21 protein-coding genes are annotated in these 24,143 nt (G+C 54.8%); 13 read left to right on the plus strand and 8 right to left on the minus strand.

The genetic code is table 11. From position 1 onward, the window contains the following. Positions 1-243 precede the first annotated feature (243 nt). Positions 244-1,710 carry an NAD-dependent succinate-semialdehyde dehydrogenase gene (locus ACRBB0_RS00145; RefSeq protein ID WP_431372353.1) on the minus strand — a complete coding sequence of 489 codons (1,467 nt, stop codon included), beginning with the start codon at positions 1,708-1,710 and terminating at the stop codon, positions 244-246. Between the two features lie 84 nt (positions 1,711-1,794). On the opposite strand from ACRBB0_RS00145, the gene ACRBB0_RS00150 reads away from it, so the two are divergent. The 3 genes from ACRBB0_RS00150 to ACRBB0_RS00160 all read left to right on the plus strand — a co-directional run bounded on the left by ACRBB0_RS00150 (position 1,795) and on the right by ACRBB0_RS00160 (position 5,160). Beyond that, positions 1,795-2,583, plus strand: a complete 789-nt coding sequence (locus ACRBB0_RS00150) for an alpha/beta hydrolase (RefSeq protein ID WP_431372354.1) — start codon at positions 1,795-1,797, stop codon at positions 2,581-2,583. Positions 2,584-2,668: 85 nt separating this feature from the next. After that, on the plus strand, positions 2,669-3,202 hold the full coding sequence (locus tag ACRBB0_RS00155; protein ID WP_431372355.1) for an RNA polymerase sigma factor: 534 nt from the start codon (positions 2,669-2,671) through the stop codon (positions 3,200-3,202). Further along, positions 3,199-5,160, plus strand: a complete 1,962-nt coding sequence (locus ACRBB0_RS00160; protein WP_431372356.1) for a vWA domain-containing protein — start codon at positions 3,199-3,201, stop codon at positions 5,158-5,160. The genes ACRBB0_RS00155 and ACRBB0_RS00160 overlap by 4 nt, the downstream gene beginning before the upstream one ends. A 58-nt stretch (positions 5,161-5,218) precedes the next feature. Here the strand turns inward: ACRBB0_RS00160 and ACRBB0_RS00165 are convergent, their stop codons facing one another. Continuing rightward, on the minus strand, positions 5,219-6,559 hold the full coding sequence (locus tag ACRBB0_RS00165; protein ID WP_431372357.1) for a WG repeat-containing protein: 1,341 nt from the start codon (positions 6,557-6,559) through the stop codon (positions 5,219-5,221). A gap of 178 nt (positions 6,560-6,737) precedes the next feature. Here ACRBB0_RS00165 and ACRBB0_RS00170 point away from each other — a divergent pair, with 178 nt between their 5' ends. The 7 genes from ACRBB0_RS00170 (at position 6,738) to ACRBB0_RS00200 (ending at position 13,901) form a co-directional block, all read left to right on the plus strand. Continuing rightward, a complete protein-coding gene (locus ACRBB0_RS00170) occupies positions 6,738-8,912 on the plus strand; it encodes an esterase-like activity of phytase family protein (RefSeq protein ID WP_431372358.1) in 2,175 nt (724 codons plus the stop codon). A gap of 138 nt (positions 8,913-9,050) precedes the next feature. After that, complete coding sequence (locus tag ACRBB0_RS00175) at positions 9,051-9,593, plus strand: hypothetical protein (RefSeq protein WP_431372359.1); 543 nt, start codon at positions 9,051-9,053, stop codon at positions 9,591-9,593. 128 nt (positions 9,594-9,721) lie between these two features. Then, entirely contained in the window at positions 9,722-10,681 is a 960-nt protein-coding gene (locus ACRBB0_RS00180; protein WP_431372360.1) for an MBL fold metallo-hydrolase, read from the plus strand. Positions 10,682-10,834: 153 nt separating this feature from the next. Further along, entirely contained in the window at positions 10,835-11,581 is a 747-nt protein-coding gene (locus ACRBB0_RS00185; RefSeq protein WP_431372361.1) for a dihydroxy-acid dehydratase, read from the plus strand. 102 nt (positions 11,582-11,683) lie between these two features. Beyond that, positions 11,684-12,457 carry a DUF6478 family protein gene (locus tag ACRBB0_RS00190; RefSeq protein ID WP_431372362.1) on the plus strand — a complete coding sequence of 258 codons (774 nt, stop codon included), beginning with the start codon at positions 11,684-11,686 and terminating at the stop codon, positions 12,455-12,457. A 16-nt stretch (positions 12,458-12,473) separates the two neighbouring features. Continuing rightward, a complete protein-coding gene (locus ACRBB0_RS00195; RefSeq protein ID WP_431372363.1) occupies positions 12,474-12,851 on the plus strand; it encodes a hypothetical protein in 378 nt (125 codons plus the stop codon). Between the two features lie 135 nt (positions 12,852-12,986). Next, positions 12,987-13,901: a DMT family transporter gene (locus tag ACRBB0_RS00200; RefSeq protein WP_431372364.1), complete on the plus strand. Its 915-nt coding sequence runs from the start codon at positions 12,987-12,989 to the stop codon at positions 13,899-13,901. Here ACRBB0_RS00200 and ACRBB0_RS00205 read toward each other — a convergent pair. Genes ACRBB0_RS00205 through ACRBB0_RS00225 form a run of 5 tightly spaced genes read right to left on the minus strand, consistent with a single transcriptional unit; the run spans position 13,898 to position 19,454 of the window. After that, complete coding sequence (locus ACRBB0_RS00205) at positions 13,898-15,211, minus strand: NAD(P)/FAD-dependent oxidoreductase (RefSeq protein WP_431372365.1); 1,314 nt, start codon at positions 15,209-15,211, stop codon at positions 13,898-13,900. The genes ACRBB0_RS00200 and ACRBB0_RS00205 overlap by 4 nt on opposite strands. Then, the gene (locus ACRBB0_RS00210) at positions 15,208-16,026 is read right to left on the minus strand and encodes an ABC transporter permease (RefSeq protein WP_431372366.1); all 819 of its coding nucleotides are present in this window, start codon (positions 16,024-16,026) and stop codon (positions 15,208-15,210) included. The genes ACRBB0_RS00205 and ACRBB0_RS00210 overlap by 4 nt, the downstream gene beginning before the upstream one ends. Next, the gene (locus ACRBB0_RS00215) at positions 16,023-16,913 is read right to left on the minus strand and encodes an ABC transporter permease subunit (RefSeq protein ID WP_431372367.1); all 891 of its coding nucleotides are present in this window, start codon (positions 16,911-16,913) and stop codon (positions 16,023-16,025) included. Before ACRBB0_RS00215 ends, ACRBB0_RS00210 begins: the two co-directional genes overlap by 4 nt. A gap of 48 nt (positions 16,914-16,961) precedes the next feature. Next, positions 16,962-18,311, minus strand: coding sequence for an ATP-binding cassette domain-containing protein (locus tag ACRBB0_RS00220; protein WP_431372368.1), 1,350 nt, complete (start codon positions 18,309-18,311; stop codon positions 16,962-16,964). Between the two features lie 57 nt (positions 18,312-18,368). After that, on the minus strand, positions 18,369-19,454 hold the full coding sequence (locus ACRBB0_RS00225; protein ID WP_431372369.1) for a polyamine ABC transporter substrate-binding protein: 1,086 nt from the start codon (positions 19,452-19,454) through the stop codon (positions 18,369-18,371). A gap of 155 nt (positions 19,455-19,609) precedes the next feature. Here ACRBB0_RS00225 and ACRBB0_RS00230 point away from each other — a divergent pair, with 155 nt between their 5' ends. Continuing rightward, the gene (locus ACRBB0_RS00230; protein WP_431372370.1) at positions 19,610-20,284 is read left to right on the plus strand and encodes a GntR family transcriptional regulator; all 675 of its coding nucleotides are present in this window, start codon (positions 19,610-19,612) and stop codon (positions 20,282-20,284) included. 164 nt (positions 20,285-20,448) lie between these two features. Then, a complete protein-coding gene (locus tag ACRBB0_RS00235; RefSeq protein WP_431372371.1) occupies positions 20,449-21,840 on the plus strand; it encodes an aspartate aminotransferase family protein in 1,392 nt (463 codons plus the stop codon). Here the strand turns inward: ACRBB0_RS00235 and ACRBB0_RS00240 are convergent. Next, positions 21,837-22,754 carry a LysR family transcriptional regulator gene (locus tag ACRBB0_RS00240; RefSeq protein ID WP_431372372.1) on the minus strand — a complete coding sequence of 306 codons (918 nt, stop codon included), beginning with the start codon at positions 22,752-22,754 and terminating at the stop codon, positions 21,837-21,839. The two genes, ACRBB0_RS00235 and ACRBB0_RS00240, sit on opposite strands and share 4 nt — an antisense overlap. A gap of 101 nt (positions 22,755-22,855) precedes the next feature. On the opposite strand from ACRBB0_RS00240, the gene ACRBB0_RS00245 reads away from it, so the two are divergent. Next, positions 22,856-24,076, plus strand: coding sequence for a urate hydroxylase PuuD (locus tag ACRBB0_RS00245; RefSeq protein ID WP_431372373.1), 1,221 nt, complete (start codon positions 22,856-22,858; stop codon positions 24,074-24,076). Positions 24,077-24,143 lie beyond the last annotated feature (67 nt).

Genomic DNA, 24,143 nt, shown 5'->3' on the forward strand with positions numbered 1-24,143 from the left:
TGTCAGAGTATCGGCGGGTCGTTCGATAAGCCGCCGCCATGTTGCAAGCGATTTTGAAAAAGGACGGCAACGAAACACGTCTTTGGATGTTCAAAGGCGTCACGGCACCACATCCAATTTTCGTTCGGTCCGTGCATTTCGGACCGAGCGTTCTCCATTGTCTAAGCCTCGGTGTGCCAAGGTCACAGATTAATGTTGCGAAACGAAACCGGGGCGGGTTTGGGGCCCGACCCGGCTTGATGATTAAACCGTCAAACAGATGTATTTCAGTTCGAGAAAATCCTCGATACCGTGGTGGCTTCCTTCGCGTCCCAAGCCCGATTGTTTGACGCCGCCAAAGGGGGCGTTTTCGGTTGAGATGATGCCAGTGTTCACCCCGACGATGCCGTACTCCAGCGCCTCGGCGACTTTGTAAACGCGGCTTAGGTCTTTGGCGTAGAAATAGGATGCGAGGCCAAAAATCGTGTCATTCGCCAGCTCGATCACTTCATCTTCGCTCTCAAACTTGAAGATTGGTGCGAGGGGGCCAAAGGTTTCTTCGGTCGACATGGCCATATCGCGGGTTGCGCCCTTGATGATCGTCGGGGCGAGGAAGTTGCCAGAGGATTGTGGGGTTTCGCCAGCATAGACAACTTCGCCGCCTTTGGATTTGGCATCCGCGATGTGTTCCTGAACCTTTTGGATGGCTGCAGGCGTGATGAGCGGACCAAGTTCCGAGCCAGCTTCCAAACCGTCGCCAACCTTCATCTGCGACACGCGCGCAGCGAGCTTTTCGCTGAACTCGTCGTAAACACCGGATTGAACATAGATGCGGTTGGCGCAGACACAGGTTTGGCCATTGTTGCGGAACTTACAGATGATGGCACCTTCGACTGCGGCATCAATATCGGCATCGTCAAACACGATAAACGGTGCATTGCCGCCCAATTCCATGCTGCATTTCATGACGTTATGCGCAGCCTGAGCGAGCAGGATGCGGCCAACGCCGGTCGAGCCAGTAAACGTCAATTTGCGAACCTTTGTGTTTTCGCAGAACTCCTTGCCGATCCCTGGCGCGTCAGAGGCCGGCAGAATGTTGAAGACTCCTGCCGGGATGCCTGCGCGTTCGGCCAAAACTGCCAGCGCCAAAGCCGACAAAGGAGTTTCGGACGCGGGGCGACCAACAAAGCTGCAACCGGCCGCCAAAGCAGGGGCCGCTTTGCGGGTGATCATCGCGTTCGGGAAATTCCAAGGGGTGATCGAGGCGGCAACACCGATGGGTTGTTTCATCACCATAATGCGTTTGTCGCGCATGTGGCCGGGGATGGTCTCTCCGTAAATCCGCTTGGCTTCTTCGGCGAAAAATTCAATGAAGGAAGCACCATAGGCAATCTCACCCTTGGCCTCGGCCAAAGGTTTACCCTGTTCGGCGGTTAGGATGGTACCTAGGTCGTCTTGGTTTTCCATCATCAAATCGAACCATTTGCGCATGACATTTGCGCGTTCTTTTCCTGTCCACTGGGCCCAATCTTTTTGCGCGACATAGGCTGCGTCGATGGCACCTGCGACCTGCTCGCGCGATAAATCGGCAACCTGAGCGATAATATCACCGCGCGCGGGATTATCGACGTCAAGCGTGCCCGCACCTTCGACCCATTTGCCGTTAATATAGGCACGTGTTTCAAGCAGTGTTGGATCTTTGAGCAGGCTTTTAAGATTGGTGGTGGGCATTGCGACTTTCCTTAGGCGTTTATGGCTTGGCAAGGGGCAGAGCATCTGGTGAAGTGAATGTATATAGCCAAATGAGAAAAGCCGATGGACCTAGATGACGCCTATGCCAACATGCCCTACATTCCGGGCGGTGCCGAATACCCTGCGAAATGGGAGGCCGAGGCCGATGCGTTTCGCAAGTCGCAGGCGCTGACAGGGCGGGCGCGGCTTGGGTTGATGTATGGTCATGGCACGCGCGAAGTGCTTGATCTGTTTATGCCCGAGGGTACGCCAAAGGGGTTGGTCGTGTTTGTACATGGCGGCTATTGGTTGAAATTTGACCGGTCTTATTGGTCACATTTGGCGGCTGGGGCACAGGAACAGGGATGGGCCGTTGCGATGCCGTCCTATGATTTATGTCCACGGGTTCGGATTGCTGACATCACCCGCCAGATCGCCAATGCGGTTACAGTCGCTGCGCGTGAAATTGACGGGCCTGTGCGACTGTCAGGGCATTCGGCCGGTGGGCATCTTGTGGCACGCATGTGTGCGCCGGGGGTTTTGCCTGACGACATTGCAGCGCGGTTGACCAAGGTGCAACCGATTTCACCGGTATCAGATTTGCGGCCTGTCATGCAGCTTACGATGAACGAAGAACTGCGTTTGGACGAGGCCGAGGCACAATCTGAAAGCCCGATTTTTCAACCCAAACCCAATGCGTCGGTCACAGTTTGGGTTGGCGGTGATGAGCGCCCGGTGTTCCTGGACCAAGCGCGCTGGCTTGCCGAGGCTTGGGCCTGTGGGCATCAGGTTGTGACAGGAAAACACCATTTCGACGTGATCGAGGCCTTGGCCAACCCGAACAGTGATATGACGCGCGATTTGCTGGGCTAATTTGCTGGGTAACCTGCACCCAAAAATATTTGGGTAAGGTATCCAAGGATTGTGCGCTGGGCTGCGTCTAAGTCATGAGATGCGGATGAAAACCTGTGAAGAAGATTTGGCGCATGCCGCGGCAGGCGGTGACCGGGAGGCGTTTGGCGCGCTTTTGTCCCGTGTCTATGACCGTATGTTTGGGCTGGCCTTCAAATTGACGGGCAATCGGGCGGAAGCCGAGGATCTGGTGCAGGATGTCTGTGCGGCATTGCCTGCCAAGCTGGCGAATTTTCGTGGTGATGCGAAAGTAACGACGTGGCTCTATCGGATTGTCGTTAATGCGTCGCGGGATCGGCATCGCCGCCGGATATCTCATGCCAAAGCGGCGACTGGCTGGGGCGATTGGGAAGTGTCGCGCCGGGCGGATGAGGTCGAAGCGCAAGAGCGCGCGGATTGGCTGCGATTGGCTATGGATGCGCTGACACCGCCGGAATTGCGCGAAACGCTGGTCTTGGTTCTGGAAGGTTTGAACCATGCGCAAGTGGCCGAGATTTTGGGCGTGTCCGAAGGCACGATCAGCTGGCGCATGTCCCAGGCAAAGAAGAAGTTGAAAGCGATGAAGGAGGCCGAGGCATGAGCGAGTTCGACGATCTTAAACGCGCTTTGGACGCGGCTACGCCTGATCCAGATGGTGCCCGCAAAGCGGAAAACTTGGCCCGTGCGATGGAAAATTTTGACGATTTACAATTTTCCCGCCAAGGAACTGCAGATGACGCGCGTCTGACCTCTGAAGACCCCAAAACGGGGCTGTTTAGAGGAGTACGAAAGATGATGGCGAGTTTTTCAACCAAAGGTATTTTGACTGCATCGACCGCCTTGGCGGCATTGGGTTTGGTCGTGTTTGTGCCGGTGTTGCGGGACAATATGCCGACCGGGGCCGATCTGGTCGTCACAGAGCGCAATGAGCCCCCCGCCGTCCCGCTGGTTGAAGAGGCCGCGGTGGATCAAAACGATGGCATCGCGTTGTCGGGGGGGGCTGAAACCGCGATTATTGGCGATGAGGTTGATGACACGTCGCTTCACGCTGATATGGACATAGCGTTTTCGGCTGAACCGGCGATAGAGCCCGCCGCAGCAGCCAAGACCGGTGCTTTTGCCGCAACCCAACAGCTTTCACGGCCTGAACGGGATTTGCGAATTGCACCTGACGCCAATACGGAACGCTTTTCTGAAGCCGAGGCGAACCCGCTCAAAGTTACCGCAGAAGAACCAGTTTCGACCTTTTCGATTGATGTGGATACTGCCAGTTGGTCGATCATTCGCAACGGATTGACCTATGGCAACTTGCCACCGGAAGGGGCCGTTCGGATTGAGGAGATGGTCAATTATTTCTCCTATGATTATCCGGTCCCAGACGGGGATCAGCCGTTTAAGACAAGCATTGGCGTGACAGATACGCCGTGGAAAGACGGCACGCAAATCGTCCACATTGGTTTGCAGGGGGCTATGCCCGCCGAACGCCCGCCGATGAACTTGGTGTTTTTGATTGATACCTCGGGGAGCATGGATCAAGCGAATAAGCTGCCATTGCTGAAACAAAGCTTCCGTTTGATGCTGGGTCAACTGACGGAAAACGATAGCGTCTCGATTGTGACCTATGCCGGGAGCGCTGGGCGGGTGTTGGACCCAACTCCTGCCACAGAACGCGACACGATTTTGGCGGCATTGGACAATCTGCACGCGGGTGGCGGCACCGCGGGGCAGGCGGGATTACAACAGGCCTATGCCACCGCCAAAGCGATGAGTGAAGAGGGTGAGGTGTCGCGTGTGATCCTTGCCACTGATGGTGATTTCAACATCGGCATTCATGACCCAGATGAGTTGGAAACCTATATCGCCAAGGAACGCGACGGCGGCACGTACCTCTCGGTTTTGGGTTTTGGGCGCGGCAATTTGGATGATGCGACGATGCAGGCACTGGCCCAGACCGGCAATGGTATGGCGGCCTATATCGACACGCTGGCCGAGGCGCAAAAGGTGTTGGTGGATCAGTTGACCGGTGCTTTGGTGCCGATTGCTGATGATGTGAAAATTCAGGTCGAATTTAACCCCAGCCTTGTCGCCGAATACCGTCTGATCGGCTATGAAACACGCGCGCTGGCACGCGAGGATTTTAACAATGACAAGGTTGATGCGGGTGAAATTGGGGCCGGTCATCAGGTGACTGCGGTGTACGAAATCACCCCGGTTGGGTCGGAGGCGCGGCTTACGGATCCGCTTCGCTATGGCACCGCCCCCGAGCTTGCAAAGAGCAACGAATTAGGGTTCTTGCGGTTGCGCTACAAAGAGCCGGGCGAAGATGTGAGCCAGTTGATCGAAACACCGATTTTGGCGGATGCTGCGCCGCTGCCGGATGCGGATTTCGCCCTTGCGATTGCCGGGTTTGGCCAGATTCTGCGTGGGTCGGATTTGATTGGCGATTGGTCCTTTGGGGATGCGATCACATTGGCGCAGGGGGCCAAGGGCACCGATCCCTACGGATACCGCCAAGAGGCGATCACCTTGATGCGACTGGCCGAAAGCCTGTCGCAGTAATCAGAAACAAGGATCAGTGACGACGCAGACGGCCGTTCAGGGAGCGGCCGTTCCTGCTTTATTGGGCGGGAGGAGCTGGAGCCAATGCGACCCGAGTGCCGTCCAAGCGGTAAAGATGCGTTTCTATCGGCCGGGCATGCGTTTTCACAACCACGCGGTCCTTGAGACGATCAACATCGTACAGCTCATAGTTGACGAATAAGCTGCCATCGGGCTTGATCAAAAGCTTGTGCGTGTCTGTGCTGACAAGGGCAAAGCCATCTTCAAATGGTGTTGCGGTTTTATATTGCGGTTCAATCACCCAGGCCCCACCGTGATCAATGAATCCACACTTGGTTGCGTCCTCTTGGCGCAAACAGGCGCTGGCTCGATCATCAGAGAAACCTGCGCCGTCCAAAATTTCGAAATTCGGGGGCAAGCTCCAGTGGCCGGTTTTGTCGATGTAGCCCCATTTTTGGTTTTCAGGAGATTGCGCCATAGCAAACCCTTTGGAAAACGAGTTCCTGACACTTTGAAATTGCGGTTCTATGGCCCACTCGCCGGAGCTATTCAAAAAACCCCAAAGGCCTTGGTGAGAGGCGGCGCTTAGCCCACCTTCGAAGGAATACACCCATTCATACGTTGGTTCCAAAACCCACGCGCCTGTGTCGTCGATAAGCCCGCTTGGTCCGGCCATCGTTTTGACCACGGCAAGACCTTCGCTCAGGGCATTGATCCTTTTGTGTTGCGGCTCAATTATCCACCCGGTGTTGGGCGCAAACAAACCCTCGCCCGCGTCTGTACGGACGCTGAACCACCCGTTTCCAAATGGCGCAATCCGGTGTTGCTCAGGGTTCAGAACCCATCCGTTGGCCGGATCGACCAGACCAAGACGTTGCGCGGGTTTGGGGCCGTTTGGGTTTTTACGAGACACCAATATAAGGTCGCTGTCGGCAAGGAACTCAATCTTGGTGAACTGAGCGTTTATGATCCATTTTTCAAGATTAACCACCCCCCACCCGCCGTCAGTTTTGACCTTAGCCATGCCGTTCTGAAAGTCGGTTGCTTGGGAAAACTGCGGCTCAATAGCCCACGCGAACGAAGTGTTCGTATATCCCCATTTTCCATTCACTTTGACCGCAGCTAACCCTTCTGAAAACGGTTTGCCTGCCTCTAGAACCGCTGGGTAGGCCCATGCACCTGCGGGCGTGATGTATCCGCTCTTGCCGTTTTGACGCGCCAGAGCCAGGCCTTCGTGGAAATAGATCGGCCCGTCATAGATCGGTGCAATGATCCAGTTTCCGTCAGGGTCTACCAACCCGTATTGATTTGTTTCAGGGCTTTGAAGTGTGATCGTGTTCGGGTCAGCCCATGCGGGCATTGTCGCCATAACGGCAAGCGCGGTCAAAAACAGTTTCATCAAGGAAGCCTCAGGAAAAAGGGCAAAAATTTGGAGGAGCTTGTCGCAGGTCAAGATGGTTTTCAAGTCGACAAGACTGAGAGTTTTGTAAGCTTTCAACCCAAAGTTACATAACTGTCATTCAGTTGTTACCTTTACCAGCGATTGCCGCCTTTGGACCACATAACAGGGGGATCCCATGCATTTCCGCACACTTTGCTTGACCAGCGTTGTTGCATTGACTGCCAACACCGCACTCGCTGAAATGAATTTCAACCGGATTGCCAGCTTTGCCACGCCATTGAACATGGCAGATGGTGAAGACCGCAAAGCCGAAACGTCAGCAGAAATCATCGCGGCCACGGCTGATGGCAACACGCTGGTTTACACCGACAGCCCCTTGGGCGTTCTGGGGCGCATTGATATCACCGATGCCGCCAACCCAAAGCCATTGGGAAACATTGCGCTTGAAGGCGAGCCGACGTCGGTTGCCATTTCTGGTGCTTTTGCCCTTGTTGGTGTGAACACCTCGGAATCTTATACCGCGCCATCTGGCTTTGTTGCGTCGATGAATATCGCCGACGGCATCGAAACGGATCGGTGTGATCTGGGCGGTCAGCCTGACAGCATCGCAGTAGCCAAGGATGGGTCCTTTGTTGCGGTTGCGATTGAAAACGAACGTGACGAAGACTTGGGCGATGGCCGTACCGGTCAGCTACCTGCCGGTTATCTTGTCACCGTTGGCCTGACGGACGAAGGTCTGTTGGATTGCGACACGCTAAAGAAAATTGAGATGACAGGCCTTGCCGAAGTCTCGCCCGAAGATCCTGAGCCTGAATTCGTTGATATCAACGAAAAGGGCGAGATCATTGTCACGATGCAGGAAAACAACCACCTGGTTGTTGTGTCCAAAGAGGGTGAGATTCTGAACCATTTCTCCGCTGGTGCGGTTGATCTGGAAGGCATCGACGCCACGGACGAGCGCGGCGCGCTGATCTTTACTGAATCCCAGACTGGTCGTGTTCGTGAACCTGACGCGGTCAAATGGATTGATGCCGATCACTTTGCCACCGCCAACGAAGGTGACATGGACGGCGGTTCGCGCGGCTGGACGATCTTCAACAAAGACGGCACGGTTGTGTATGAAAGCGGTGCAAGCTTTGAGCACGCGCTGGTTCAAATCGGACATTATCCTGACAAAAGGTCGGACAGCAAAGGTATCGAGCCTGAATCGATCGAATTCGCGAAATTCGGCGACACACCCTTTGTGTTTGTAGGGTCCGAGCGCGGCTCTGCTGTTGGTGTCTATGACGTCACAGACCTGCCCAATCCGGTTCTGAAACAGATCTTGCCATCTGGTGTTGGCCCCGAGGGTTACGTTGCCTTGCCTGCGCGTGGCTTGCTGGTATCAGCCAATGAAAAAGACCTGATCGACGACGGTGGCCCACGCGCTCACGTCATGATGTACGAGCTACAAGACGCTGCTGCCCAGTATCCGACCCTGACATCCGAAGGCGCAGATGAGCTTATTGGCTGGGGGGCAATTTCTGGTATGGTTGCCGACCAAGATGGCATGATTTACGCCGTCAACGATAGTTTCTACGGGTTCCAGCCGTCCATCTTCAAAATCGACCCAAGTCAGACGCCTGCCAGAATCGTTGACGTGATCCGCGTTCACCGAGCCAATGGTGCCCCGGCCCAGAAACTGGACCTTGAAGGTATCACTCTGGACGGAAAGGGAGGCTTCTATCTCGCCTCTGAAGGTCGCACTGATCGCGCGATTCCGCACGCGATCTATCATGTGACGTCTGAGGGCTTGATCAAAAGCCATAAGCAGGAAATTGGCCTGCCAGCCGAACTGATGGCGGTCGAAAAGCGGTTTGGTTTTGAGGGCATTACCAAGATCGGCGATACCCTCTGGATGGCGGTTCAGCGCGAATGGAAAGACGATCCTAAGAACCACGTCAAACTGGTGTCTTACAATCTGGAAACCAAAGAGTGGGGGGCTGTTCTTTACCCCAAAGCTGAGCCAGCGACCGGTTGGGTTGGTCTGTCTGAGATCGTTGCGCATGGCGATTTTGTCTACATCATCGAGCGCGATAATCAGATCGGGTCAAATGTTGTGACCAAGAAAATCTACCGCGTTCCTGCGGCGGAAATGGTTCCTGCCCAGCTTGGTGGCGATCTGCCAGTGGTGTCCAAGGAAGAGGTTCGTGACCTGATCCCTGACCTCGAGGCCTTTGGCGGTTATGTCACTGACAAGGTTGAAGGTTTGGCGATTTTGCCTGATGGCTCTGCCTTTGTCAGCACCGACAATGACGGTGTTGATGACAGTTCCGGCGAAACCTTCTTCTGGTCAATCGGTAAGCTCTAAGCCTTTTCACGTCGATTGTACGATAGCGCTCTGCGGATCCTCCCCCGCAGGGCGTTTTTTCATGAAAGAAGATGAAAAGGTTGCGGCACAGTGGTTTGCTGTTAGCGTGGATTTTGGATGCCCAAACAGGAGAAATTCATGCTGCGAATTGGATGTGTGGTTGCCACGATGCTTTCCGCGCCGACCTTGGTCTCGGCCCAAGATTACACGCCGCCGGCGACAGGAACGAAATTTCTCTATGGCGTCTATGAGGGCGGTGAAGTTCCGTTGATCACCGAGACGATCACCGTTTTGGGATCAGACGAAAAAGGTTTTGTTGGTCTGGTTGAGAACAAAGAGTTCGGAAACCACACCGCGCTCTATGTGTACGGGACAACGTCAATCTATTGCGACGGTGGCTATAACCCTTTCCTAGAAGGCATTGATGCGATTTGGCCCTTTGCGCCGGGCAAAACGGGCGAATCCGGTGCCTTTTTCGTCATTGGCAAAGATGTCGATTTTTGGCTGGAGGGAACCGCGTATGAAACATGGGCGGTTCGTGAGTTTACCGAACACGGGTCGACTTGGGTGACACGGGTCAGCCCGGATCTGGGCATCCATGTCGATGATCTTGTTGGTGTCGAAAAGGGCGATGTTCCGAACTTTGATGCGGCCGAGATCAAAGCCTGTTTGGCATTGTAGGTTTCCTTCTGAGGCTCGGGTGCATCTTCCGGCAACCTCACGGATCGGTGATGTTTGCAGATACCTCTTTCCCTTGAGGCAAGACGACCTATCCTTTTGCGCGTGAACTCACGCAGAAGGACACTGCTATGAAACGCCGGACTTTTTTAAAAACCTTTCCAGCCGCCGCGGCCGCCCTTGCGACGACGGCAGGTATCGTACCAATCGCCGTGGCCGCCGATGGGCATGGCGCACAAATTGTTGCCGCTCAAAAATTCAAAGTAGGTGAGATGGTTGTCACCGCGATTTCAGATGGCTACTTCAATTTGCCGCTTGAAATGCTGAATGGTGTTGATGCGGAAACCATCGCGGCCTTGCTCACCAAGGGCTATCAGGACCCCACCAATTTCCGCGCTGCTGTGAACGCCTATCTTGTGCAATCGAATGGTGAAAATTATCTGATTGATGCGGGAACAGGGGCCATTTTTGGCCCGACATTGGGCGACGTCGCCTCGGTTCTTAGTGTTTTGGGCATTCAACCTGCGGACATTTCCAAGCTGATCGTGACGCATCTGCATGGTGACCATGTTGGCGGGGCGGTCAAAGATGGTGCTGCGCTTTATCCCAACGCCGAAATGGTTGTCACGCAGACCGAAGTGGATTTCTGGACATCGAAAGATATTCGCGATCAAGCTCCCGAACAGTTTCGGAGCTTCTTTGATTTGGCGTCAGGCGTTGTTGGGGCCTATCAGGATCGTCTGCGTCTGGTCACCGGTGAGGCGGATCTCGCTCCGGGTCTGACGGGTCGCCCTTTGCCGGGTCACACGCTGGGTCACCAAGGGGTGATGTTGGAATCGGGCGGTGACAGCCTTTTGATCTGGGGCGACGTGGTGCATGTCGCACCGGTTCAGTTGGCGCGCCCAGAAGTGACCATCGGGTTTGACACCGATCAGGAGCTGGCGGCCAAAACCCGCGCAGACGCCTTTGCTTCGGTCGTGCAAAGCGGTCAGAAGATTGCCGGTATGCACATGCCGTTCCCCGGTGTCGGATATGTCGAGAAAGCCAGCGAAGGCTTTCGATTTGTCCCGGCCCCGTGGGATTATATGTAATCTCTGATCACACTATGGGCCCTCACCTGCGCGACGCCGCGGCTGGTGGGGGCCTAAACCTTTGTTTTAACTTGTCCGACCCTCGGGGCTTCGTTATTCCAAAATGAAAGGTGCCAAATCACCGTTGTCGGCATCAAGTGGGGGGTGGACCAAATGAGACGAGTGATCCGCTGTAGCGGCGCTGTTATGCTTGCTGTGTCCTTGATGGCCTGTGCCAGCGGCGTTCCAGATTCTAAACCAGATGCGACCAAAGAAACCGGAACCAACGGGTTTTTGTCCGGCATCTTGGGCGATGGATCTGCCAAGAGCGACGGGAAACCGGCCAAAACGAAACCACCGCTCAGCCGGGTGTCTTTGGCGGGCAGTGATGTGCGTGTGTCCGGCCCCGACGGCTATTGCATTGATCCCGTAACCGTCGAGACATCTAAAGAACGCGGTTTTGCTTTGATCGCCTCGTGTCACATTTTGTCGGGTGGCAAGATTGGGGAACCCGTTGAACCGGTGTTGATCACCGTAACGGTTGGTCCGAAAGGCAAGGTTTCGGATATTCCGACACCTCAACAATTGGCGGCAACAGCGGGCCATGCCTTGCTGGGTGGCGAAACCGGCGATGGGTTTTCGATGGCCAACTTGGACGGTGGTGGCGATAGTCAGCTAAAAGGCGGTGATACCAGGCATTGGCGTGGCGCGTTTTTGCAGGGGGATCGGTTGGTTGGATTGGCGTTGTATGCGCCCAAAGGCAGCGCCTATGCCGGGCCACATGGTGGTGGCATGTTGGGTAAATTGCACAACAAGATTGCATCGCTAAGCCCGGGTGGTCATTCTGAGCCGGCAAATCCCGCGAAAGCCGCCAAAAAACCGCAGGAAGAAACCGTTTTGGGGCGTTTATTCAGGCGTTAAGATTTGTAATACTACTGTCGGGTCAAAAGAGCTGGCCGGTTAGTCGGGGCGTGGATATCCATGCGGCTGGCTTTCCAAGCTAGCAGATTTGCGGAGCAAAACATGAGTGGCGAAAAGCAAGGTTGGTTGGATCGTTCGCTGGAGCAGGGGGCTTTGCGCCGTTGGTCACGCGCCTCGCGGTCTGCTGGAAATACCGATTTGGCTGAGCTGCGCAATCAACGTCAACGCGCCCGCAAGCTTAAGCAACATCTCGACCAGCTAATCCATGTGGCTGACTCGCGCCTTGCGCTTCCCTATATCGGGAATCAGTCTTTCCCGCGGCCTGCGGATGCCGATTGGGCCTGGCGACCCGAGTTGTGGTGCGGTCCTTTACCTGAACAGGGCTTGTCTTCTGTCCAATCAAAATCAATGCTTGGGAGTGAAGTCACACTGTTTCACGACTGCCAGCATTCGGAGCTGACCCTTCGCCAAATCCGCAATATGCGTGAGGAAGACCTTGCAGCGTTTGGGCTGCGCATGGATGTTTTTCGTTTCGACGGATCGTATTTATCGCTGGCTGTTGATCTGCCCGAGGAGGCAAGCCGAGGGTTGTTGCGCAAACATCTGATCCGCATTGAGACCATCGTTGAGATGGAAAAACCGTTGGAAATCTTTGCCCGGCTCAATATCAAACACGGGCCCAATACCGAACAGATCGTGCGCGAATTGCCGTTGAACGAAGAAGATATCGTTGTTGAGTTTGATCTTGCCTATACAAAGCTTAACGAAAAGCGGGTTGAGAAAATGTGGCTCGATTTGATTTTTGAAGGCCCGCAAATGAATCAGGTGATCTTGCGAGATCTTACCTTTAGCCGCCGCAAGCGGGCGGAGCTGTGACAGGAGCATGCACACCATGAGCGCCTTTTCCCTCACCAAAACCCGCTTTCGTGAAGGCCAGTGGGAAGGTCTATTGACCGCCATCGAAAAGGACGCGGCGCAGCCAGAAATCGCCGTGACTTTGCGTGATTTACCCGTGCGTGGCGTGACAATGACCGAAACCAAGGAGCCGGGGCGCTGGGTTATTCAAATCCCGGTTCCTGTCGAGGCCGTCGGTGATGGTGTGCAAACCTTTTTGATCACTGATGCCAACGCGGACGTGGTCCTTGAGAGTTTCACGCTGATTGCAGGTGAAGTGCTCGGTGAAGACATTCGCGCCGAAGTTGATCTTTTGCGGGCGGAACTGGATATGCTCAAACGTGCCTTTCGCCGACACTGCCTTGAAACTTCCTAATTTTTAAATATTTTTCGGCCGATCGACGTTTGACGTATTTGGCCTGCGGTCCGGGAAAGTGGCGACATTCTCCATGCGCACTTGACGTTGTGTGCCCAACGCTCCACCGTGCCGCTATGCCATCAAGGAGCAAACATGTCCCCGTTTCGCGGAATCGCACTGAAGCTTTGCTCGGTGTTCCTGTTCACGATTATGGCCTCTTTGATCAAGGCCACAGCTGATCTGGTTCCCCCAGGAGAAGCCGTGTTTTTCCGCAGCTTTTTTGCCATTCCGATTATTGTCTGCTGGCTTGCAATGCGCGGAGATTTAAAAACCGGGTTCAAGGTCAAGCGCCCCTTGGGGCATTTCTGGCGCGGGGCCATTGGGGTATCCGCGATGGGGTTTGGCTTCGCCTCACTCGGATTGCTGCCACTACCGGAAGTGACCGCCATTGGTTACGCGGCCCCGATGCTGACTTTGATCCTCGCTGCGATCTTGCTTGGTGAACGCCTGCGCCTGTTTCGTATCAGCGCCGTTGTCTTGGGGCTGGTCGGCGTGGTCGTGGCGATGTGGCCGCGCTTGTCCTTGGACGATATCGACAAAGTCGCCGCGCTGGGCGTGAGTTGCGTTTTGATTTCGGCAGTGCTGCGCGCGTTGGCGCATGTTCATATTCGCAAATTGGTCGCCACCGAAGAAACCTCGGCCATTGTCTTTTACTTTTCGCTGACCGCGACCTTGTTTTCGCTTGTGACGGTGCCCTTTGGATGGGCTTGGCCGGGGATTGCCGGGGCCGGAATGTTGATTGCGTCGGGGCTTGTTGGCGGTGTCGCCCAGATATTCCTGACGTCTGCGTATAAATTCGCCGAGGCCGCTGTCCTTGCCCCGTTTGATTACGCGTCAATCTTATTCGCGATCCTGTTTGGCTATTTTTTCTTTGCCGAAGTGCCAACCAATATGGTGCTTGCCGGGTCCGCAATTGTAATGGCGGCGGGTGGCCTCATTATTTGGCGCGAGCGGCAATTGGGGATGGAGCGCGGAAAGGCCCGCCCGGGCATGACCCCGCAGGGTTAAAGGTCCAACATTTCAGCCGCGAAATAGGCAGGTGCCAAAAGCCAACGCCGATGCCGTCCAAACGGAAACCGGCTCGGGGGTTGCTTGAGAATTTTTGGCAAGGGGCGTTCGTCGATCATGTGTTGGGCAAGCATATGTCCGCAATAGCTGCTCATGGCGACTCCGTTGCCGTGATAGCCCATCGCCGCAAAGAGACCTTTATGGTTTGGCACCTCGCCTACGAAGGGCACCAAGCCCGGCATGATGGAGATCAACCCTGACCATTCATGGGTCACGTCAACATGAGACCAGCCCGGAAATAACCGGTTAAAATCCGCATGAATTTTGCGCGAGATTTTGTTTTGCGCGCCCTGGGTCGCCCGCAAGCCACCGCGCATCCCAAACAAAAACCGCCCATCTGGTAACAGTCTGAAATAGTGCAGCAATTGACGTGAATCATAGGACATCTGGCTTGACCACCAGCCGGCTTGCTCACGCTCTTCTTTGCTTAGGGGGCGGGTCATTAAAACGCTGGATTGTACGGGCAAATACCGGGCTTTGAGCCAATCAGGAAGGTTTTCAGACGAATACCCATTGGTCGCCAGAATAACGCGCCGCGCTGAAATGGTCTTGCCTTGAACGGTGAGCGACCATCCCGATTGGGTTTCGCTCAAATCTGAAACCTGGGCGTTTTGGAACAAGGTTGCCCCGGCATCTTGGGCAATTGTCGCCAGTCCGCTATGGTATTTTTGCGGGTTCAATGCAAAACCGACAGGTGTCGTCATTGCGCCAAACCACGGGCCATTTAGCCCATGCGCGGCCAATTCAGGCTTTGAAATCAGCTGCGGCGTGACGCCGTAACAGGTTTCTACTTCCTTTGCCTCGGCTTGCAAAGCTCGCCAGGCACGGGCGGAATGTGCAAGACAGGTTTCGCCTTGTGAATGGGTGTCGGCGTCGATCTTGTGGTGATCAAGCAACGCGCGAACGTGGTTTATCGACGCTACCTGAGTATCATGCCATTCTTGTGTCGCCTCGGCCCCATAGCGCCGCTGCATTTGCGAATGAGGGAGTTTTGTCCCACCAAGGCAGCAAAAACCGCCATTGCGCCCCGAGGCCCCCCAACCGGGCGACATGGCTTCAAACACCGCAACATCAACCCCGGATCGTGCCAAAGTGGTGGCTGCATTCAGACCCGTAAAGCCACCGCCGATAATGGCTGTGTCAACGGTAAGATTGGTCGAGACCTCGGACCATGTCTGGGCGCTTTGGGTCGTTGCCCAATACCGTCCGGTGTTTTCTGCATAGGCGGCAGGTTCGTATATCCGGTTCATGTGAGGCGCTCAGCGGCGCGTTCTTCGCGGGCTTGCCGCACCGCTGCGCGTTTGGACATGAGAGATGTCGTAACCACGCCAAGTGTCACGATCCCGATCATGATGGTCGACAATGCGTTGATTTCAGGGCTGACACCAAGCCGCACGGCGGAAAAAACCTTGATCGGCAAAGTTGTTGCACCGGGGCCTGTGGTGAAGGAGGCGATTACCAGATCGTCGAGCGAGAGAGTGAAAGCCAGCAACCAGCCTGAGATAACCGCCGGTGCAATTATCGGCAGTGTCACAAGGCGAAAGGCCTCAAACGGTGAGCAGCCGAGATCAAGCGCTGCCTCTTCGAGGGAGCGGTCGAAGCTCACCAACCGCGAGCTGACCACCACCGAGACATAGCACATAGCGAAGGTCGTGTGGGCCAGGATCACAGTGAGAATACCGCGATCCAGACCGATGCCGATAAAAAGCAGGAGGAGCGACAGACCGGTGATCACTTCGGGCATCACAAGCGGGGCATAGATCATCCCGGAAAATAACGTGCGGCCATTAAACCGACCGCCGCGCACCAAAACATAAGCCGCCATCGTGCCAAGGACGGTGGCAATGCTGGAGGCAAAAAACGCAACCTTGAGCGTAACCCAGGCGGCCTGCAAAAAGTCTTCGTTCTGCAACAGTTCTCCGTACCATTTCGTCGAAAATCCGGCCCAAACGGTGACGAGGCGGGATGAATTGAAGCTGTAGACAACCAGAATGATCATCGGCAGGTAGAGGAACGCGAACCCAAGGGTGAGCGAGGTGGTGTTGAACCAGGAAAACCGTCTCATTGATCGGCCTCCTGCTGTTTTTGCTGATTGAGCTGAAACAGGACAATCGGCACGATCAGGATCAGCAACAGGATCACAGCGACGGCGCTGGCGACAGGCCAATCGCGGTTTGAGAAGAATTCTTCATACAGAACTTTACCGATCATTAAGGTGTCTGAACCACCTAGAAGCGAGGGGATAACAAATTCGCCGAGGGCTGGGATAAAGACGAGGAAACATCCGGCAAACACACCGGCGCGCGACATCGGAAAGGTCACGAGCCAAAAGGCCTGCAGGCGCGAACAGCCAAGGTCTTCGGCGGCCTCAAGCAATGAGTCATCCATCTTTTCCAGCGCCGAATAGATCGGCAAAACCATAAACGGCAGATAGGTGTAAACGATGCCGATATAGACGGCGGTGTTGGTGTTCAGGATAACCAATGGTTCCGATATGATGCCAAGCCCCATCAGCAATTGGTTGAGAAGGCCTTCGGTGCTCAGGATACCTTTCCACGCGTAAACCCGGATCAAAAAGCTGGTCCAAAACGGCAGGATAATGAGCATGAGCAGGGTTGGTCGCCATTCCGGCGCGGCGCGGGCCATGCCATAGGCAATCGGATATCCAACCAGCAGCGTTAGGACGGTTGAGATGACCGCGATTTGAAGGGAGCTTAGATAGGCTTTGTAATACAGCGGGTCTTCGCTCAGGAATGTATAATTTTCGAAATCAAGCTCTGCAAAGAACTCTTTGATACCGCTCCAGCCTTCGGAAAGTTCCAAGAGTGGGAGGTATGGGGGCCGGGCAATGGCCGCATCCGACAGTGAAATTTTGAAGACGATGACAAACGGCACCAGAAACAGGGCCAAAAGCCAGAGATAGGGAATGGCAATCAGTGTGGCGCGCCGCATGTCAGAAAAACCTCGGAGCTGCGTTCAGGTCGGGGATGGAGCCGCGGTTCATGCGTCTTTCTCCAAGACAATCCCGGCGGTGGCCGTAAAGCTGAGCCAAACATCGTCGTCCCAAGTGATCTGCCGTCTGGACACGCGCCGCGTGTTTGCAATCTGCGCTTTGACCATCGTGCCGGTTTCAAGCTTCACATGATATGTTGAGATATTGCCAAGATACGCAATGTCGACGACTTTTCCGTGTAACACGTTTGGCGCATCAACCTTGGTTGTTGAGATATTGAGCTTTTCCGGGCGAAGGGCCAAAACGACCTCTTTGCCTGCCAAAGCTGCGTCAGCGTTGCTGGCGACCAGAGGATCGGCCTCATGTGACCAGCGTATTGCCAACCCACCATCGGGAATATTTGACGGCATTGGAGATGGTTTGGGTGGGGTTGCTTGCGGTGCGGGGGGCTTTGCTGGCTCGGGGCGCTTGCCGAGAACTGGCTCAAGCAAGGTGTCATGCAACCAGACCCCGCGGGCATTTGGTTGCGGTTTGCGATCATCAGTTTTTTCAGCAGCTGGCGTTGGCGCGACAGCAGGTCCCGGCGTCGGGGCAGACTGAAGCACAGAGGTCGGCCTGGCTTCGGCTGTGCCTTCGATCAGATTGACGTCACCAATGAAATCAGCAACATAGACCGAGTTCGGTGCCTCGTAGATCACGTCCGGTGTCGCGACCTGAACAATCTTACCGTGATCCATAACCGCGACACGGCTAGCGACGGTCATGGCCTCTTCTTGGTCGTGGGTCACAATCACAAATGTTGTGCCGGTGCTCTCTTGGATGTCCATGAGTTCAAACTGGGTCTCTTGACGCAACTTCTTATCAAGCGCGCCCAAAGGTTCATCCAGCAACAATAGTTTGGGGGCTTTGGCCAAAGATCTGGCGAGGGCGACACGCTGTCTTTGCCCGCCCGAAATTTGATGCGGCTTGCGTTTTGCAAAATCGCTGAGCCGGGTCAGGCGCAGCATCTCATCGACACGGGCGCTGATTCGATCCGAAGCCATGCCTTCACGCTTGAGGCCAAAAGCGATGTTTTCCCAAACCGTCAAATGCGGGAAAAGCGCATAGCTTTGGAACATCATGTTCACAGCGCGTTTGTTCGGGGGTACTTGGCCAATGTCTTGACCTGCCAAAAGAATTTTCCCATCTGTCGGGGTCTCAAACCCCGCCAACATACGCATCATCGTTGTTTTCCCGCAGCCAGATGGCCCGAGAAGCGCAAAGAATTCCTTGGCGTAAATTTTCTGAGAAAGGTTGTCGATTGCAGTGAAATCGCCAAAACGCTTGGTGACATTCACAAATTCAATCAAAGGCTTTTCCTCGGGATTTTCCCAAGGGGCAAAGACGGTCTGAGCCATGTGTTTTCCCGGCAAAATGCCCGCTCCACGAGGGAACGGGCCGTTCCTGTCAAAGGCTTAGACGCCAGATTTGATGCGGGTCCAAAGACGGGTGACCGAGCGCTGGATTTTCGCAGGGTATGGGTCTTTGATATAGGTTGTTTCCAGCGCTTCAGGCGAAGGATAAACTGCCGGATCCTCAATCAATGCCGCTTCAAGGAATTCCTGCGCCGCCTTGTTGCCATTGGCATAGAACACGTAGTTCGACGCGGCCGCCATGTTTTGCGCATCCAAGATGAAGTTCAGGAATTTATGCGCACCTTCTGGGTTTGGGGCGTCATCAGGAATTGCCATCATATCAAACCACATCAACGCGCCTTCCTTTGGGGCGTTGTACGCGATCTCGACACCATTATTTGCCTCTTCGGCGCGACCACGGGCTTGCAAAACATCACCGGACCACCCGACGGCAACACAGATGTCTCCGTTGGCCAACGCGTTGATATATTCGCTGGAATGGAATTTCTGAACATGCGGGCGCACGGCTTCCATCAGCTCGGCGGCTTTTTCTAGATCAGCTTTGTCGTGGCTGTTGGGGTCAATGCCAAGATAGGTCAATGCGGCGGGGAACAGCTCATCCGGGGCATCGAGGAAATGCACACCACAGGCCGCCAGTTTTTCCATATTGGCCGGGTCAAACACCAAAGCCAAGCTGTCAATCGGGGCATCCTCCCCTAGGGCTTCTTTGACTTTTCCGGTGTTCACACCGATGCCGGTGGTGCCCCACATATAGTTGATCGCATAGGTGTTGTCGGGATCAAACCGCGCGGTGCGATCTTGGATCACGTCCCACAGGTTGCCGTAGTTGCCAAGCTTGGACTTGTCCAATGGCTGAAAGACACCCGCTTGAATCTGGCGCTGCAAAAAGCCGCCGGTCGGAACGACAACGTCATAGCCAGAACCACCCGCCAGCATTTTGGTCTCGAGCAGTTCGTTGCTGTCGAAAACGTCGTAGATTAGGGTCAGGCCGGACTCTTCTTCGAACTTCTTAAGCAAAGATTCGTCGATATAGTCGGACCAGTTGTAAACCCGAACCTCATCGGCGCTGGCCAATCCAGCGACCAGAGCCAGTGTGGCGGTCAAGGTGGTGAGTGTCTTGGTCATCTCAATCTCCCGTTGGTCGCGGGGTCATTGAGCGCCCCGTCTGTGAATATTTTGATCATAAGTTGCGTTACAAAGCAACTTCGGCGATGCTTCCACACAGAATTGACCGACGCAAGAGGTGTCGAACAGCTGAGCGACAGGGGAGGCGGAAAGTGATGAATTCCGAGGCAAACAAGGTGGAAACAGCGGGGCTTCCTGCGCATGAGCAAGTCTATCGAGATTTGCGTGATGCGATTTTGTTTGGGGAGTTCAAGCCCGGGGAACCTTTGACTATTCAAGGGCTTGTCGTCCAACTGGGTGCCGGAATGACCCCGGTCCGCGAAGCGTTGCGCCGGTTAACAGCCGAGGGCGCGCTGCAGGCCTTGGGCAACAGGCGGATCATGGTTCCTGTCTTGGATATTGGGGCCGTGTCTGAGCTAACCGAAGCACGTCTGGCTCTTGAGCCAATCTTGACGAAGCGGGCTATTTCACGGATTACAAATGATGAAATTGCCCAAATGGCAGCGATTGATGCCCGGCTGGATGAGGCCATTGAGCGCGGCGATGTTAAGCTTTACCTGGAAGAGAATCACACTTTCCACACGGCCCTAAACGCCGTTGCCGACTCTCCTATTTTGACGTCGATGGTAGACGGCTTGTGGTTGCGGTTCGGTCCGTCGCTTCGGATCGTATGCGGGCAATTTGGGACACGAAACTTGCCTGATCGCCACAAAGAACTGTTGATTGCGCTTCAGGCCAAGGACGCAGAGGCCGCGGCCCAAGCCATGCGTGAAGACGTGGTGCAGGGCATGGATTTGATTCGCCAGTCCATCGTTGCGGAGCCGCATTAAAGGCGGTCACTGACGGTTTCGACCGTGTTTTAGCACATCCCTGACACCACAAACGGCCAAACTCGCTGAGGCGTTTGGCGCAATTGCCCTTTTAGAATAGCGCTAAGATTGACAGTTCAAAATTTGATCATATTCTGAGCGGAACCCTATCGGAGCCCTCAGCCATGACCTTATTGTCTACCAACACCCCGACCGAAGAATTGCGCCGCATGGATGCAGCTCATCACATGCATCCGTTCACGCAAAACTCCGAGTTGGGTGAAAAGGGCGCGCGTGTCATCACGCGTGCATTAGGCTGTTGGCTCACCGATTCTGAAGGGAACCGCATTCTGGATGCCATGGCGGGGCTGTGGTGTGTAAACATCGGTTATGGGCGGGACGAATTGGCCGAGGCCGCCAAAATTCAGATGCAAGAATTGCCCTACTACAACACGTTCTTTCAAACCTCGCATGTGCCTGCGATTGCCCTGGCCGCGAAATTAGCCGAGCTGGCACCAGGTGATTTAAACCACGTGTTTTTTGCGGGGTCCGGCTCTGAGGCGAATGACACAAATCTGCGCATGGTCCGCACCTATTGGCAGGCCAAAGGTCAACCCGATCGGACTGTCATCATCGGTCGCTGGAATGGCTATCATGGCTCAACCGTTGGTGCGATGAGTCTTGGCGGTATGAAGGGCATGCATGCTCAAGGTGGGGTCTTGGGCGGAATTGAACATATCGATGAGCCCAATTGGTGGGCCAATGCAGGCGATATGTCGCCTGAAGAATTTGGCCTTGAACGCGCCCGCCAGCTTGAGAAAAAGATTCTGGAGGTCGGGCCCGACAATGTCGCTGCGTTTATCGCTGAACCCGTTCAGGGCGCGGGCGGCGTGATCATCGCGCCTGAGTCTTACTGGCCGGAAGTTCAAAAGATTGTCGACAAGTATGGGATTTTGTTGATCGCGGATGAAGTCATTTGCGGGTTCGGCCGGACTGGGAATTGGTTTGCAACCCAAACACTTGGTCTGCGCCCACATATCATGACAATCGCCAAAGGCTTGTCATCCGGATACCAGCCGATTGGCGGATCGATTGTTTGTGATGAGGTTGCAGATGTCATTGGCCGCGTCGAATTCAATCATGGCTATACCTATTCCGGTCATCCAGTGGCCTGTGCCGTTGCATTGGAAAACCTGCGACTCTTGGAAGAAGAAAAGGTCGTCGATCAGGTGCGGGACGATACAGGTCCGTATCTAAAGGAAAAATTCGAAGGCTTGCTGGACCACCCTCTGGTGGGAGAGGCCAAGATTGTTGGCATGATGGGGTCCATTGCGTTGACACCGAACAAGGCAAAGCGGGCCGCATTTGCGGCGGAGACCGGTACGGTCGGGTTTATTTGTCGCGAACGGTGTTTCGCGAACAACCTGATCATGCGTCACGTTGGCGATCGAATGATCATTTCGCCGCCATTAGTCATTTCGCGCGACGAAATTGACATTTTGATCGCGCGCGCGCGCCTTAGCCTAGACGAGACTTTGGCGGCTTTGCAGGATCAAGGGCTGATGGTTGAGCGTTAAACTTGTTCGGCATTCCTCAGGGCATCTTTGCAATATTGGACCATAAATTCGGTGAATATCTGGACCTTTGGGTCGCGCAGGCGGCGTGACGGAGACAGGCAAGCAAGTTGAACCGGATAGGGCGGTGTCGCGGTGGCAACTGGAACCAGCGCACCGCTGGCCAAATGATGGGCGATCTCAAAACGAGGTTTGAGAATGATGCCGTGCCCAGAGACGGACCAGTCGGTCAAAACGTCTCCGTCATCGCTTTCAAGTGGTCCGAAAATCTCGTAACGCTTTGGTCCATCAGGTGTTTCTAGCGTCCATTGAAATTCTTGCGCACCGGGAAACCGCAAGTTCAAACAGGCATGCCTGTCGCGGATCAGCGCCTCTCCGTCTGCTGGACAGCCCCGTTTTTCGATATATCCCGGCGAGGCGACCAGCACGCGTTCACATTCAGATATCCCACGCACTTTGAGATCGCTATCGACCAGTTGCCCTAGATGAAACGCTAAATCGAGACCTTCTGCCGTGACATCGACAAGCCGATCTGACAGGCGCAGACGAATATCAATTTCCGGAAACCGGTCTTGAAAAAGCGGTATAGCCGGCGCGATGATCCGGCGTCCCAGCCCTAATGGCGCGGCGACAAACAGGGTGCCGCGTGGATTCTTCGCGGCCTCCATCACGGTGCCTTCGGCTTCGGAGATCGACTCCAAAATGCTTCGTGCCCCATCATAAAACAACCGGCCATGTTCTGTTGCGTGAAGCGCGCGCGTTGTTCGGTTAAACAGCCGCACCCCTAAATGCCGCTCAAGTTCAGCGATCCGCGATGATGCAACGGCGGGCGATGTGCGCTGATCCCGTGCCGCGGCGGACATGTTGCCCAATTCATAGACGCGCACGAACATTTTGATGTTATCGATATAAGCCATGCGGTTCTTTTTCTGGACATGATTGAAAGTGTGTTGTGATTATATGGGTAAACTTGAAATGCCTTTGCGTATAGCCTGAGGGTTCAAAAGGGAGAACCGCGATGTATGATTTGGCCGCAATGGGTGCCTGGGCAGAGTTCGCTGTGCGCTGGCTACATGTGATCACAGCGATTGCTTGGATAGGATCTTCTTTTTACTTCATAGCCTTGGACCTGGGGCTACACCGCGACCGCAATTTGGCCACGGGCGCAGATGGCGAGGAATGGCAAGTTCATGGGGGCGGATTTTACCACATTCAAAAGTACCTCGTGGCCCCGGATCAGATGCCTGCCGATCTTGTTTGGTTCAAATGGGAGAGCTACGTCACCTGGCTTTCGGGCTTCGCGTTGCTGGCCTTGGTTTACTACTTGGGAGCCGAGTTCTACCTGATTGACCCCGCGATTATGGAGCTTTCGGCATGGCAGGCGATTGCGATTTCGGTGGCGTCGCTGGCATTTGGTTGGCTTGTTTACAACGGGCTGTGCAACCTGTTCGTGAACGCCAACCAAACGGCTTTGATGGTGGCGCTCTACCTGGTTTTGGTGGCTATGGCGATCTTCTACACCAACGTGTTTTCAGGCCGCGCCGCTTTGCTGCACCTTGGCGCGTTTACCGCCACAGTGATGAGCGCAAACGTCTTTATGATCATTATCCCGAACCAAAAGATCGTTGTTGCTGATTTGATTGCTGGTCGCACGCCTGACCCAAAATACGGCAAGATTGCAAAACAGCGATCAACGCATAACAACTATTTGACCTTGCCCGTTATTTTCATGATGCTGTCCAACCATTACCCGCTGTCTTTCGGCACAGAATACACATGGTTGATCGCCTGTCTCGTCTTCCTCATGGGCGTTACAATCCGGCATTTCTTTAACTCGATGCACGCGCGCAAAGGCATGCCATGGTGGACATGGGCCGCGACAGTGATCTTGTTCATTCTGGTAATGGCGCTGTCGACGGCTCCGCTGTGGCGCGAGACTTCAGATGAAGCCTCAGGTCCAGCGTTGCGGTTTGCTCAGGCCGAAGGGTTTGAGCAGGTTCAAGATATAGTTATGGGGCGGTGCTCAATGTGCCATGCCGAAGAGCCGAATTGGGATGGGCTGCATTGGGCTCCTAAGGGGGTCCGATTGGACACCGAAGCACATATCGCAAATAATGCGCGTGCGATTTACATGCACGCTGGCCTCAGCCGGGCGATGCCACCCGCGAATTTGTCATGGATGGAGGACGATGAACGTGCTCTGATCCGCGACTGGTACGCGGCCGCCAACAGCCGTTAAGCTTTACGACTTGGCGAAAAAGGGCGGAACCAGGTTTTTGCAAAAGCGGCACCATAGATGTTCGAAA

Source organism: Pelagimonas sp., assembly GCF_050633425.1.
Lineage (GTDB): Bacteria > Pseudomonadota > Alphaproteobacteria > Rhodobacterales > Rhodobacteraceae > Pelagimonas.